We start from the raw sequence: 13,554 nt of genomic DNA, 5'->3' as shown, positions 1-13,554 counted from the left end.
TTTCAGTGTTGTACTGGCTTCAAGAATACCGCACCTAACGCTGGAACAGTGATTCTTGCAGAGTATGGTCGAGAATGATACTCTTCAGCAGCAGCAGTGAATGTGCCGTTGTGAATATTAGATCCGCAATACTTTGCATCATCAGTTGTGAGTATCTCTTCCCACTGTCCGCCTTTTGGTAACGCAACCTGATAGTCTTGCCATGCTTGACCTGAGAAGTTTACTACTACAACGATTTCTTCTCCGTCGTCGCCAATACGAATGTAGCTTAAAGTATTGTGATCGGAATCGTCGCTTGTAAGCCACTGGAAACCATCAGGAGTAAAGTCTTGACTCCAGAATGCGCGAGAGCTCTTATACAGAGTATTCAAATCTGCAACAAGCTTTTGCACGCCTTGATGGAACGGCCATTGCAGCTCATTCCAGTTAAGCGAAGTATTGAAGTTCCATTCGCTAGACTGTCCAATTTCTCCACCCATGAACAGAAGGTTCTTGCCTGGATGAGACCACTGGTATGCAAGCAATGCGCGTAATCCTGCGAACTGTTGCCATTCGTCGCCTGGCATCTTTCCAAGTAACGAACCCTTACCGTACACAACTTCATCGTGGCTTAATGGCAACACATAATGCTCAGAGTATGCATAAACCATTGAGAATGTAATTTCGTTATGATGCCAACGACGATTAATTGGCTCCTCTTTAAGGTATTGCAAAGTGTCGTGCATCCAGCCCATATTCCACTTCAAGCCGAATCCTAAGCCACCCATATCGGTTGGTGCAGTTACGCCTTGGTAAGCAGTGGACTCCTCAGCAATCATCATGATGCCAGGATTATTCTTGTATGCAGTTGCGTTTGCTTCCTTAATAAAGTCAATTGCTTCAAGATTTTCGCGTCCGCCGTAGATGTTTGGTCTCCACTGTCCTGCTTCACGGCTGTAATCCAAGTAAAGCATTGAGGATACTGCATCAACGCGCAACGCGTCAACATGGTATTCATCAAGCCAGAAGCAAGCATTAGCAACCAAGAAGTTACGAACTTCATGACGACCAAAGTTGAAGATGTAAGTACCCCAATCAGGATGCTCGCCTCGCATAGGATCAGGATCCTCATACAACGCTGTGCCATCAAAACGACCAAGTGCAAAGTCATCCTTAGGGAAGTGAGCTGGAACCCAATCCATAATGACGCCAATGCCTGCTTTGTGGAGTTTATCCACCAAGTACTTAAAGTCATCAGGGGAGCCAAGGCGAGAATCTACTGCATAGTAACCTGTTACTTGATATCCCCAAGATCCAGAGAATGGATATTGTGTCAACGGCATAAACTCGACGTGAGTAAAGCCTTCTCTTTGCACATAATCAACTAAATGATCAGCAAGTTCGCGATAATTACCCAAATCGCGATTCCAGCTGTTAGCTTGTACTTCGTAAATGCTTATTGGACCATTGTGAGCATCTGTTTTTGCGCGCTTATCCATCCAATCGGTATCGTGCCACTTAAACTCAGAATCAACAACAACAGATCCTGTGTTTGGTGGAACTTCATGAGAGCGCTCCATTGGATCGGCTTTCATAATCCAATTGCCAGATTGCGTAAGAATTTCGTACTTGTATACTTCTCCTGCTGTAACTCCTGGAATAAAAAGTTCCCAAATGCCAGAAGAGCCGAGTGAGCGCATAGCGTGGCGACGACCATTCCAGTAATTAAAGTTACCAACTACGCGTACTGCACGAGCATTTGGTGCCCACACTGAGAAAGCAGTACCAGTAACTTTCTTTACCATCTTTCCAGTTTCAGGAGATATAAGTCCCCATGAATCTGTTATCGTTTTGACGTGTGCGCCTAATGCTTCCCAAAGACGTTCATGACGACCTTCTCCAAACAAGTACATGTCAAGTTCGCCGACTTGAGGCAAATAACGGTAAGGATCGTCATCTGTGGATTCAGAGCCGTCTATTTCCACAGTGTAAACACGATAACTAGGAACAGACCAAGACTTTGTTTTTGTGTGCTTTACGGCAGGAATAACAGCTGTAAAAATGCCGTTATATTCGTGTTTAGCTTCGTATTCACCGTTCTTAGTAAGAATAACAACTTTCTTTGCCATAGGGCGCAATACGCGGATGGTTACAGTGTCGGCACCTTTGCCAGTTCCAAGGTGACCTCCAAGAACCTCATGTGGATTGTAATATTCTGCATTGCTCACCGCAGCTAATACGTCCTGTCGGACTGGGACTGCGACTGCATCTTCATTGATGTTAGTAACTGTACTCATGGTGACTATCATACATGCTTTATTGCTGTAAGTCGCGTGTGTTTCGCGCTATTGTGAAAAAAATATGAAAATTTTTTCAAGTCGTGACCTTATGGGAAACTGTTATGAGTTTTTCTGTGCATACGGAGGGTTCTGTGGAATATCAAGTCGGCGATATGGTCGTCTATCCTCGTCATGGTGCGGCTCGTGTTGAAGAAATTAGTGAGCGCACCGTAAAAGGTGTAACTCGTCAATATTTACGATTGGTAGTGTTATCGTCTGATGGTTTGGAAATTAACGTACCTGTCGATAATGTTAAAAAAGTTGGCGTGCGAGACATTGTTGGAGCGCAAGAAGTTGCAAAAGTTTTTGAGATTTTGCGTACTCCAATAGTTGAAAAAGAGATGAATTGGTCTAGACGCTACAAGCTTAATGTAGAGAAGATTGCTACTGGCGATGTTAACAATATTGCTGAAGTAGTTCGTGATTTATCTCAGCGAGATGTTGATGAACATGGTTTATCTGCAGGAGAAAAGCGAATGCTTGCTCGCGCTCGCAGTATTTTAATTTCCGAAATTGCTTTGTCTGAAAAGATTGATGAGATTGAGGCGGAGCGACTTTTAGATGTGAATCTTGGATATAAGGCGCCTCAAGAAGGCGATGAAGATCACCATACTGTAGCTCCAGAAGAGCCTGCATCGCGAACTTTAGCGCTGTTAGAAGAGCGTAGCAAGAAATCTAAGAAAAAATGATTTGCAATAAATTTGCTTTTGCTTGTTATTAAAATTGCTCTTTCTTAAAACAGGTAATAAAAAATCCTTGCACTTACAAAATGCAAGGATTTTTATTTTAACAGATTCACCTAAATTTACTTACCTGGATCTTGCTGACCTTGGTTAGAATTTTTAGGATCGGTATTCTTTGCTACATGTGGCTTCTCAGTGATTGGCTTTTTTTGAGGCTCTTTTTCATCAATGTCTTTACGCATATCCTTTGTTGTTTTTACAGCATTATGTAGGTCGTCACAAATCTTCATAATCCATTTATCAAGCTGGTCTGCGTATTTTGGCATAAGTTCGCTTACTTGCACTGTAGACGTGTAGCTTCGTCCTGCAATTCCATTTAGCAAGTTCAAAACATCGCTTCCTTGTTGACTATCGCTAATCAACACATCGATTTTGCGGCTTTCAATAAGCTTCTGAAACTCCTCAACACTTGAATGTTCTGGTTCGTTATTGTTATTTACTGCGTCAGCATATTCTTTAGGCGAACTATCTTTCAAATTGGTATCAGACATTAGCCAGAAAAGAATAGGGGATGTAGAAGCATACTTTGCGTTGCTATTTTCTTTAGAGAAATCGCTTAAGTAGGTGGTTAATTTCTTTTCCTTTTCTTGCCATTGAGCTAGTCGCTTAGAAAAAGCTTGCTTTTTTGATGGCAAAACTTTAGAGAAAGTATCAGCCATAGCAGATGCCATTGCATCCCTAGCATCATGAGAGAACCAGAGATATGGATTGTCTCCTTTAAGTGCTCCTACAGTACCTGCTGCACTAAGTACTTCCGCTTTAGCTGGGTGTACTTTGCTTGCCCAATCATCGTAGCCTGCACCATTTGTAATCAATACTTGCGCATTCTGCATGTTCTTTAAATCTTTTGAGCTAGGCTTGAATGACGATATGTCTGTGTCTGAGCCAGTCATAACTGATTCAACTTTGACATCAGAGCCACCGATCTCTTTAGCTAAGCTACCCCAGGTGTCAACAGTGGATACAACAGAAATATTTGCTGCAGCTTTTGGTTTTTCTTTTGGTTTTTCTTCTGTTTTTCCACAAGCTGCAAATCCAAGTATTACTGCAGAAGCAATAAGGCATGTTATGGCAGTTTTTCCAAACTTCTTTACTGCACAAAGAACGGTACGCATCACTGTGACTCCTCCCGTGATAATGGTGCGTCGGCGCACACAAAATTGTTAGTCGACCCATATCTTCTATACTTCACGATAGCCTATCCTTACGAATTGTGCGAGTTGGGAGGAAAATTTTTTATGGCTATTGTGTTAGACGGTAAAGCTTTAGCTAGTAAAATTAAAAAAGATTTGGCAACGCGTGTTGCTGTTTTGCATGAAAAAGGTATTAATCCTGGTCTGGGTACGTTACTTGTAGGTAGCGATCCTGGTTCGTTAAAGTATGTTGCTGGTAAGCATAGCGATTGCGAAGAAGTGGGGATTAATTCTATTCGTTGCGATTTACCAGAAGATGCTAGTGAAGATGAAATTCTTGCTGCTGTACAGAAATTGAATAATGACCCTCTCTGTACTGGATTTATTGTGCAACTGCCATTGCCAAAAGGTATTGATTCTCAAAAAGTTATTGCGTCAATTGATCCTAAAAAAGATTGCGACGGAATGCACCCATATAATTTAGGTGAACTTGTTACTCATATTTCTGGAGATATTACAACGCCTTTGCCGTGTACGCCGCGTGGAATTTTAGCTTTGCTCGATGAATACGGTATTGAACTTTCTGGTAAGGAAGTTTGTGTGCTTGGTCGTGGCATTACGGTTGGACGTACTATTGGTCTTCTTTTAACGCGCAGGGGAGTAGATGCAACTGTTACGTTATGCCATACTCATACTCGAAATGTTCAAGAGATTATGCGCCGTTCTGATGTAATAATTGCAGCAATGGGTTGTGCTGGTTTTGTTAAGCCAGAAGATATTAAACCTGGTGCTGTTCTTGTTGATGTTGGCGTATCTCGTGTTTTTGATGAAGAAGCAGGTAGATACCGCGTAAAAGGTGATGTCGATTCAGCTTGTCGCGAAATTGCTGGAGCTTATTCTCCAAATCCTGGTGGAGTAGGTCCGATGACTCGAGCTATGTTGCTTGCGAATGTTGTAGATATGGCTGAGCGAGCAGCTAATTGCAAATAAAATGCGACACGCCCGAAGTAAAACGTAAGTTTTGGCTATGCCTGTATATAAAATCGACAGAGCGTGTGCATAGTATGCGCGCGTAACGTAAATACATAATTAAATATCGAGTAATATCCACCCCAAGAAGAAACCACTAATAACTAATGGCAGAGAATAATAACGAAGTCGCCAAGGTTGCGATTAATGATATTGGCACCGAAGAAGACTTCATCAAGGCAGTCGATTCAACCATCAAGAATTTTGATGATGGTGATTTAGTTGAAGGTACAGTCGTAAAGATTGATCACGACGAAGTATTGCTGGACATCGGCTACAAAACTGAAGGTGTAATTCCTTCCCGTGAACTTTCCATCAAAAAAGACGTTGATCCAGATGATGTTGTCGAGGTTGGCGACACCATTGAAGCCCTTGTTGTAACTAAGGAAGACAAGGAAGGACGTCTTATTCTCTCCAAGAAGCGTGCACAGTATGAGCGCGCTTGGGGTGACATCGAGAAGATTAAGGATGCAGACGGCATCGTTGAAGGTACCGTTATTGAGGCTGTTAAGGGCGGCTTGATCGTAGACATCGGTTTGCGTGGCTTCTTGCCAGCTTCCTTGGTTGAAATGCGTCGCGTTCGCGATCTTTCCCCATACATTGGTCAGAAGATCAAGGCTAAGATTCTCGAGCTCGATAAGAACCGCAACAACGTTGTACTTTCTCGTCGTCAGTTCCTTGAGGAGACTCAGTCTGAAGTTCGTGAAACCTTCCTCTCTCAGCTTAAGAAGGGTCAGATTCGTGAAGGCGTTGTGTCTTCTATCGTAAACTTCGGTGCATTCGTTGATCTCGGCGGAGTTGACGGTCTCATTCACGTTTCTGAGCTTTCCTGGAAGCATATCGATCACCCATCTGAAGTTGTTAAGGTTGGCGATAAGGTTACCGTTGAGGTTCTCGACGTTGATCTCGATCGCGAACGCATCTCCCTTTCCCTTAAGGCAACTCAGGAAGATCCATGGCAGCGCTTCGCTCGTACCCATGTTCCTGGACAGGTTGTTAAGGGCAAGGTTACCAAGATCGTTCAGTTCGGCGTGTTCATCTCCGTTGAAGATGGCATTGAGGGCTTGGTCCACATTTCTGAGCTTGCAAACCGTCACGTAGAGAACCCAGAGACTGTTGTTAAGGGTGGCGAAGAGGTATTCGTGAAGGTTATCGACGTTGATCTCGATCGTCGTCGCATCTCCCTCTCCTTGAAGCAGGCTACTGAAGCTGTCGATCCAAATTCTGAAGATTTCGATCCAGCTCTCTATGGCATGCCAGCTGAATACGATGCTGAAGGCAACTACAAGTACCCAGAAGGCTTCGATCCAAACACTAACGAGTGGATGGCTGGTTACGAGCAGCAGCGTGAAGAGTGGGAAGCTCAGTATGCTGCAGCTCACGAGCTTTGGGAAGAACACAAGGCTTTCGCTGCTAAGGAACTTGCAGCTGCAGCTGAATCTGCTGCCGCTGACGGTCAGAGCGAAGAAGCTGAAAAGAAGCCAACTAAGGAAGAAAAGAAGGAAGAAGTTGCTTCCAACTATTCTTCTGAAGCAACTAGTGAAGGTGCTTTAGCTGATTCTGATCAGCTCGCAGCTTTGCGCGAACAGCTTTTGAGCGAAAAGAAGTAGTTTTATCTACTAAAAGCTTATGAACAAGATGCCCTGGTGAGTAATCATTGGGGCATCTTGTGTATTCGAATCTTGTGTATTTCGATTATTACATTGAGCTCTAAATGATTCGATTTTGTAACTTATATTCTGTAATTAAATGTGAGTACAACGAATTTTCTTTTAAAAAGCAAGATTATATGATTTTATTAAATCATTAATTGAGTTATTAAAAGGATTGGTAAAAATTATGAGTACGTTTGATAACAATCAGAATAATACTCAGTTTCCTTCATACGATGGAAATAATTCAATGAATACTAATGCTACTTTAGTAAGTTCTCGGCATAAGCTTGCTGCTGGTCTTATGGCGATTTTTGTAGGCGGTTTAGGAATTCACAATTTCTACCTTGGTTTTAAGGGCAAGGCTATTGCACAATTGTTGATTTCTGTTCTCTCTATTGGCTTGCTTGCATGCATTTCGATTATATGGTCATGTGTTGAAGGAATTTGCATTCTTTGCTCACAGCCTGGAACTAAGTGGCATAAAGATTTTGATGGTGCAGAATTACAAGATTAACCATTTATTTTCTTTTAATAATAATGCTCTGGTAATTATTTACTGGAGCATTATTTATAGTTGTTGCTGAAGTTTTATAAGAGGATTATTTATAATCAAAGTATGACAATAATGCGGATTGCTGTAACGGGCGGAATTGCAGCCGGAAAATCTACTGTAGTAAGCTATTTGCGTTCGCGTGGCGCGTTTGTTATTGATTACGATGTTTTAGCGCGTAAAGTAGTAGAACCGGGAAGCGCAGTATTACAACAAATAGTAGGCATTTTTGGGGAAAATGCTGTTAAGAATGATGGTTCTTTAAATCGTGCGTTTATTGCGGAGCGTATTTTTGGGGATGGTGATGAACGTAAGCAAGCGTTAAGTAAGATTGAGTCTATAATTCATCCTGCTATTTATGATTACGCAAAGCTTTTAGAAAGCGAATATAAAAGCGAGTATGAAAGCGAGTATGCTAGTAAAATCTCTAAGGAAAATTGCAATGCTAAAGAAAATCGCAATGAGATAAGCAGCATAAGCTCAGTTATTGTGCACGATATTCCACTTCTTGCGCAAGTAATCGACAGCATTCCATTTAGTTTTGATCATATTATTACTGTTGAAGCGCCTCAAGAAATTCGCGTTAAACGAATGATAAGCGAGCGAAATATGACTGAGAATCAGGCTTTGGCGCGCATAAATAGTCAACTTCCAAGTAAAGTTCGAAAAGCTATGGCAGATTTTGTAGTTGATTCCACTAAACCAATGGAATCTATGTTTAACAGTGTTGACGATACGTTGAAATCATGGTTGTGCGAAATAAGCAATAAAAGCGCCGAAATGGCAAAACTGGGGAAGTAAAAAACTAGGGAAGTAAAAAATCATGTCGAATAAAATTCAGCGCACAAACAAGCCTTTTGTAGTAAAAGCGCCATACAAGCCTTCAGGAGACCAGCCGCAAGCAATCGAAGAGCTGGCAAATCGCATTGAAAACGGCGAAAATGACGTTGTTTTAATGGGTGCTACGGGAACTGGTAAAACTGCTACAACCGCTTGGCTTATTGAGCGTTTGCAACGACCGACACTTATTATTGAACCGAATAAAACTTTGGCAGCTCAGCTTTGTGCTGAGTTTCGTGAACTTATGCCAGATAATGCTGTGAGCTATTTTGTGTCTTACTACGATTACTATCAGCCGGAAGCGTATATTCCACAAACAGACACGTATATTGAAAAAGACTCGAATATTAACGATGATGTTGAGCGTCTTCGTCACGCAGCCACAGCGAATTTGCTTACGCGACGTGATTGCGTTGTTGTTGCTACTGTTTCGTGCATTTATGGACTTGGTACTCCAGAGGAGTATGCCGAGCGAATGCTTATGTTAAGCGTTGGCGAGCAGCTTGAGCGAGACGATTTATTGCGTCAATTTGTGAGCATGCAATACAAGCGCAATGACATTGCGTTTACTCGTGGAACTTTTAGAGTGCGCGGTGACACTGTTGAGATTATTCCAGTGTACGAAGAATTAGCTGTGAGAATTGAGTTCTTTGGTGACGAAATCGACAGAATTACAATGTTGCATCCGCTTACAGGAGAAGTAATTCGACAGGAGAGTAGTGTTCATATTTTCCCAGCATCTCACTATATTGCAGGTCCTGAGCGCATGGAACGCGCGTTAGAGGCGATTGAAAAAGAGCGTGACGAGAGAGTAGCACAGCTTAAAAAGCAGAATAAATTGCTGGAAGCTCAGCGTTTGGAAATGCGAACTACGTACGATTTGGAGATGCTGCGACAGGTTGGAGTGTGCCCTGGAGTGGAAAATTATTCTAGGCATTTTGACGGCCGCGCGGCTGGTACACCTCCGCATACTTTGCTTGACTTTTTCCCAGACGACTTTTTGCTAGTTTTAGACGAGTCGCACGTAACAGTGCCGCAAATTGGAGCTATGTATGAGGGAGATGCTTCGCGCAAAAGAACGCTTGTAGAGCATGGTTTTAGGCTTCCTTCTGCAATGGATAACCGCCCGTTAAAGTGGAAAGAATTTTTGGAGCATGTTGGTCAAACTGTGTATCTTTCTGCAACTCCTGGAGATTACGAGCTTGGGCTTTCAGATGGCGTAGTTGAACAGATTATTAGGCCTACAGGTTTGCTTGATCCTAAGATTGAGGTTCGCCCTGTAGAAGGTCAGGTTGACGATTTGCTTGCGGAAATCAAGGCGCGAGTAGCAAAAGATGAGCGCGTGCTTGTTACTACGCTTACGAAGAAAATGGCGGAAGACTTAACTGATTACTTCCTTGAGCTTGGTATTAAAGTTGAGTACTTGCATTCGGATGTTGATACTTTGCGCAGAGTTGAGCTTTTGCGCGAGCTTCGCGAAGGCAAAATTGATGTGATTGTTGGCATTAATTTGCTTCGTGAGGGTTTGGATTTGCCGGAGGTTTCGCTTGTTGCGATTTTGGATGCAGATAAGGAAGGCTTCTTAAGATCTTACCGTTCGCTTATTCAGACGATTGGTCGTGCTGCTCGTAACGTTTCTGGAACTGTGCTTATGTATGCGGATACTGTTACGGATGCTATGAGTAAGGCGATTAGTGAGACAGAGCGCCGCCGTGAAAAGCAAATCGCGTATAACAAGGCTCATGGAATTGATCCTAAGCCTTTGCGAAAGAAGATTAGCGATGTGAACGATATGCTTTCTAAAGAGGATGTTGATACGCAAACTTTGCTAGCGGGCGGTTACAGAAATGCTAATAAGGCTGGGAACTCGCATTATGGCGTGCCAAAAGAGCCGAATCTTGGGCAGAAAAGCAAAGAAAAGCGTATGGCGAATATCTCTGCGTTGCCACAAGATGAGATTATTTCTTTAATTAAAAATTTGAGCGAGCAAATGCATACGGCGGCAGAACAGTTGCAATTTGAGCTTGCAGCGCGTTTGCGCGACGAAATACGTGATCTAAAGAAAGAGTTGCGGCAAATGGATGCGGCTAATAAGTGAAGCTAATAAGTGAGCATGATTAATCGTGAGTTAATCGTGCGTTAATCGTGCGAAATTTGTGTTTTTATTTTGTGAAATGCGTGGAAAATAAGAGTTTTTGGTATAATTAATCGTGAGTTAATCGTGCGAAATTTGTGTTTTTATTTTGTGAAATGCGTGGAAAATAAGAGTTTGTATAACGTTAATTAGAGTGTATTGGGGGATTATAGATGAAAAGTATAGATGAAATTTTCAATATGAGAGAAGACAGTAGGGTAGAATTCAAGAAAGCTGAAAATGGCTTTCCTAAATCATTTTGGGAGACATATTCAGCATTCGCAAATACTGATGGTGGAATTGTAGTTTTTGGATTCGATGAGAAAAACAATAAGGTAACTGGCGTTGCGGATCCGTATAGGCTTAGGGATGAATTATTTAATACAGTTAACAATCCTGGGAAAGTAAGTGCAAATGTTATCTCGAATGATTCTGTAAAAATTGATATCTATAATGGGTTGAATGTTTTAATAGTGGAAATTCCAGAAGCACATTATTCGTTAAAGCCGGTCTATCTAAATGCCAATCCTCGTGAAGCATACGAAAGACTTGGTGAAGGGGATAGAAAATTATCAGACGAAAAATATAAATCATTAATAGTTGGATCTCAAAAAGAAACAGATAATTATTTGTTGGAAAAGTATGATATTGATGATTTGAATCTTGATTCATTATTGAAATATAGGAATGAATTATATCTTCGCACAGGAAATGAAAAATATAAAAACATAGATTTTACAGATATGCTTATTGAAATAGGAGCGATGCGAAGAGATAGACATGGAAATGGTAAATATCTTTTAACAGTTGGTGGCCTGCTATTCTTTGGTAAATATAATTCTATAACTGATAGATTCCCGGGTTTTCAATTAGATTATTTTGAAAAGGAATCATCTTTGAGTACTATCTGGTTAGATAGAGTATCTTCTGGTGATGGTGAATATTCAGATATTAACGTATATGAATTCTTTAAAATCGTGTTGGATAAATTAAATCTAACAATTAAAGATGAGTTTTCTTTAGAAGAAGGCAGTAAGACTAGAGTTCCATACAAATCTGATTTGTTGACATCTCTTAGGGAAGCATTAGTAAATTCACTAATGCATGCATATTATGATTCAAACAAGCCTATAGTTATTACTGCATATCCTGACTATTATGAATTTAAGAATCCTGGGAAGATGCGTATCACAGTTGATGAATTTGTCCATGGCGGAACGTCTGATATTAGAAATCATACAATGTCTTCCATTATGAGACGAGTAGGAATATCTGAGAAAGCCGGTAGCGGCGGTCCGAGAATATTTGATATATCAGAAAAATACAATCTGAAAATTCCAGAAGTAATGAGAAATCAATATGATACATTTTTGAGAATTTGGAAAGTGGATTTGAAAAAATTTGTAGAAGAAAAATATGATGGAGACAAGAGAAATATAATTCTTTATCTTATTGATAACATGTTTATAAGTAAAAGAGATGCCCAAAGTGAACTTTGCATAGATAGTTATCACTTTAGAGTGGCTATTAATAGTTTATTAGAAGATAAAGTTGTTGAATTTGTAGGTAAAGGTAGATCTACTGTATATACCTTAAAAATGAATACAACTGAGTATGCTTATAGCATGAAAGGATTATTGAGACAAACAGAAGATTTTATGATTAATAATCATAAAAAGTCTTGAGCTTTAAAGTGTAAAGAGTTCTAAGACCTATTCGTGTGAATGTGTTTTATTACGCTACAGATTGTATATTAGGTTGTTTAGTAGTATGTCGAATTCAGACATTCCGTTCGCAATAGTTTTTGATAAAAGTTTTTCGTTTGATTTAATATTTTTGATTTGCGCGACGAAATACGCGATCTAAAGAAAGAGTTGCGGCAAATGGATGCGGCTAATAAGTGAAGCTAATAGAGGAAACATGTCGACGCTCTAGGGTCGAGTGCACAGGATGTTAATGTTAAAAGGTGCACACACCTTGCAACCACCTGTTTATGTTCGGAAATGTGGTTTAAGAACAATTTTTATATCGCAGTTTTGTCAAAAATTGTTTTTATTGATTTTATTATCGTTTATTTGAATATATTCAAAGATGGTTCTTCTTAAATAAGATATGTTTTGAATCACAATACAAGAGTTCGTATGTGTGAGTGAGCAGTGATATAGAAAAAGGAGCTGGGTTTGTGGCTCAGCTCCTTTTTCTAATTATTTTCAATTATTAGTTTACTTTTGTTTAATTTTGCAGGTGAACTTTTTACTCGCGATTCTTCTTGCGAGAGAAGAATGCTGCTGCAGCTCCCAGTACACCAATCATTGCGCTGATCAATCCTACTCGTTCCACTTCAGCACCAGTCTTTATTAATTGGGACGAATGCTTTGCAGGAACCTTGTTGCCGGACTTATTAGATGCGTTGGAACCTGAAGCACCAGTGGATGCGTTACCAGCGTTGCTGTTGCCAGCATTACCGGTTTCAGCGTTACCAGCGTTGTTAGCATTGTCGGCGCTACTTGATTCGTTGGTGCTATTTTGAGCACCGGAATCTGTAGAGCTGCTATCACCAGTAGTAGATCCGCTAGCTGAACCACCATTGTTAGGCGTGGAATCATTACCCGAATCAGATCCAGAACCGGAACCTGTTCCAGAACCAGAACCTGTTCCTGGAGTAGTTGGGTTGTTTCCGGCTTTACCAGTGGTTTCGTCGGAAGCGGTGTTACCCTTCTTATCTTTAGCTTTTACAGTACTACCGTCTTCGACTTTGTTTGCTGGAATAGTGACTTTACCAGTGGTTTTATCAACGGTTACGCCGTCTGGAGTTTGACCAGTCCAGTTTCCATCATTGCCTTTCGTGACAGTGAAGGTCTTCTCGTTGGTTTCACCTTCTGGCGTATAAGTGATTTCCAGAGTATCAGTACCGTCTGCTGGTGTTACGTCAACAGAACCATTGTCTTGAGGCGTGACGGTTGGAGCATCTGGTGTAGTTGCTGGAGTAGTTGGGTTGTTTTTGGCTTTACCAGTGGTTTCGCTGGAAGTGTTGTTACCCTTCTTATCTTTAGCTTTTACAGTACTACCGTCTTCGACTTTGTTTGCTGGAATAGTGACTTTACCAGTGGTTTTATCAACGGTTACGCCGTCTGGAGTTTGACCAGTCCAGT

The 13,554-nt window shown here is 41.1% G+C and carries 10 protein-coding genes; 7 read left to right on the top strand and 3 right to left on the bottom strand.

The features are described from left to right. Positions 1 to 2: 2 nt before the first annotated feature. On the bottom strand, positions 3 to 2,276 hold the full coding sequence (gene glgB, locus AC1EKT_RS06110; protein WP_415683510.1) for a 1,4-alpha-glucan branching protein GlgB: 2,274 nt from the start codon (positions 2,274 to 2,276) through the stop codon (positions 3 to 5). Positions 2,277 to 2,410: 134 nt separating this feature from the next. Here glgB and AC1EKT_RS06105 point away from each other — a divergent pair, with 134 nt between their 5' ends. Continuing rightward, positions 2,411 to 3,007, top strand: coding sequence for a CarD family transcriptional regulator (locus AC1EKT_RS06105; protein ID WP_415683589.1), 597 nt, complete (start codon positions 2,411 to 2,413; stop codon positions 3,005 to 3,007). 116 nt (positions 3,008 to 3,123) lie between these two features. On the opposite strand, the gene AC1EKT_RS06100 is transcribed toward AC1EKT_RS06105, so the two are convergent. Next, the gene (locus AC1EKT_RS06100) at positions 3,124 to 4,176 is read right to left on the bottom strand and encodes a metal ABC transporter solute-binding protein, Zn/Mn family (RefSeq protein ID WP_415683590.1); all 1,053 of its coding nucleotides are present in this window, start codon (positions 4,174 to 4,176) and stop codon (positions 3,124 to 3,126) included. A 123-nt stretch (positions 4,177 to 4,299) separates the two neighbouring features. On the opposite strand from AC1EKT_RS06100, the gene AC1EKT_RS06095 reads away from it, so the two are divergent. The 6 genes from AC1EKT_RS06095 to AC1EKT_RS06070 all read left to right on the top strand — a co-directional run bounded on the left by AC1EKT_RS06095 (position 4,300) and on the right by AC1EKT_RS06070 (position 12,087). Further along, a complete protein-coding gene (locus tag AC1EKT_RS06095; RefSeq protein ID WP_481616009.1) occupies positions 4,300 to 5,184 on the top strand; it encodes a bifunctional methylenetetrahydrofolate dehydrogenase/methenyltetrahydrofolate cyclohydrolase in 885 nt (294 codons plus the stop codon). Between the two features lie 146 nt (positions 5,185 to 5,330). Further along, positions 5,331 to 6,833, top strand: a complete 1,503-nt coding sequence (gene rpsA, locus AC1EKT_RS06090; protein WP_415683514.1) for a 30S ribosomal protein S1 — start codon at positions 5,331 to 5,333, stop codon at positions 6,831 to 6,833. A gap of 229 nt (positions 6,834 to 7,062) precedes the next feature. Continuing rightward, positions 7,063 to 7,392 (top strand): TM2 domain-containing protein, encoded by a 330-nt coding sequence (locus tag AC1EKT_RS06085; protein WP_415683516.1) that lies wholly within the window; start codon positions 7,063 to 7,065, stop codon positions 7,390 to 7,392. A 102-nt stretch (positions 7,393 to 7,494) separates the two neighbouring features. After that, positions 7,495 to 8,229, top strand: coding sequence for a dephospho-CoA kinase (gene coaE, locus AC1EKT_RS06080; protein WP_415683518.1), 735 nt, complete (start codon positions 7,495 to 7,497; stop codon positions 8,227 to 8,229). Positions 8,230 to 8,251: 22 nt separating this feature from the next. Continuing rightward, positions 8,252 to 10,366, top strand: a complete 2,115-nt coding sequence (uvrB, locus tag AC1EKT_RS06075; RefSeq protein ID WP_415683520.1) for an excinuclease ABC subunit UvrB — start codon at positions 8,252 to 8,254, stop codon at positions 10,364 to 10,366. Between the two features lie 209 nt (positions 10,367 to 10,575). Continuing rightward, positions 10,576 to 12,087 (top strand): RNA-binding domain-containing protein, encoded by a 1,512-nt coding sequence (locus tag AC1EKT_RS06070; protein WP_415686923.1) that lies wholly within the window; start codon positions 10,576 to 10,578, stop codon positions 12,085 to 12,087. 568 nt (positions 12,088 to 12,655) lie between these two features. Here the strand turns inward: AC1EKT_RS06070 and AC1EKT_RS06065 are convergent. Beyond that, the coding region (locus AC1EKT_RS06065) for a hypothetical protein (RefSeq protein ID WP_481616008.1) at positions 12,656 to 13,554 on the bottom strand (899 nt) is incomplete at its 5' end.

Source organism: Bifidobacterium sp. C0047B3, assembly GCF_056590535.1.
This window is presented reverse-complemented; position numbering and strand designations above follow the sequence as displayed.

What these genes read in the sequence shown, in the direction of transcription:
- glgB (WP_415683510.1), bottom strand. Translation starts at nt 2,276, where the DNA reads ATGAGTACAGTTACTAACATCAATGAAGATGCAGTCGCAGTCCCAGTC.
- AC1EKT_RS06100 (WP_415683590.1), bottom strand. Translation starts at nt 4,176, where the DNA reads ATGCGTACCGTTCTTTGTGCAGTAAAGAAGTTTGGAAAAACTGCCATA.
- AC1EKT_RS06095 (WP_481616009.1), top strand. Translation starts at nt 4,300, where the DNA reads ATGGCTATTGTGTTAGACGGTAAAGCTTTAGCTAGTAAAATTAAAAAA.
- rpsA (WP_415683514.1), top strand. Translation starts at nt 5,331, where the DNA reads ATGGCAGAGAATAATAACGAAGTCGCCAAGGTTGCGATTAATGATATT.
- AC1EKT_RS06085 (WP_415683516.1), top strand. Translation starts at nt 7,063, where the DNA reads ATGAGTACGTTTGATAACAATCAGAATAATACTCAGTTTCCTTCATAC.
- coaE (WP_415683518.1), top strand. Translation starts at nt 7,495, where the DNA reads ATGACAATAATGCGGATTGCTGTAACGGGCGGAATTGCAGCCGGAAAA.
- uvrB (WP_415683520.1), top strand. Translation starts at nt 8,252, where the DNA reads ATGTCGAATAAAATTCAGCGCACAAACAAGCCTTTTGTAGTAAAAGCG.
- AC1EKT_RS06070 (WP_415686923.1), top strand. Translation starts at nt 10,576, where the DNA reads ATGAAAAGTATAGATGAAATTTTCAATATGAGAGAAGACAGTAGGGTA.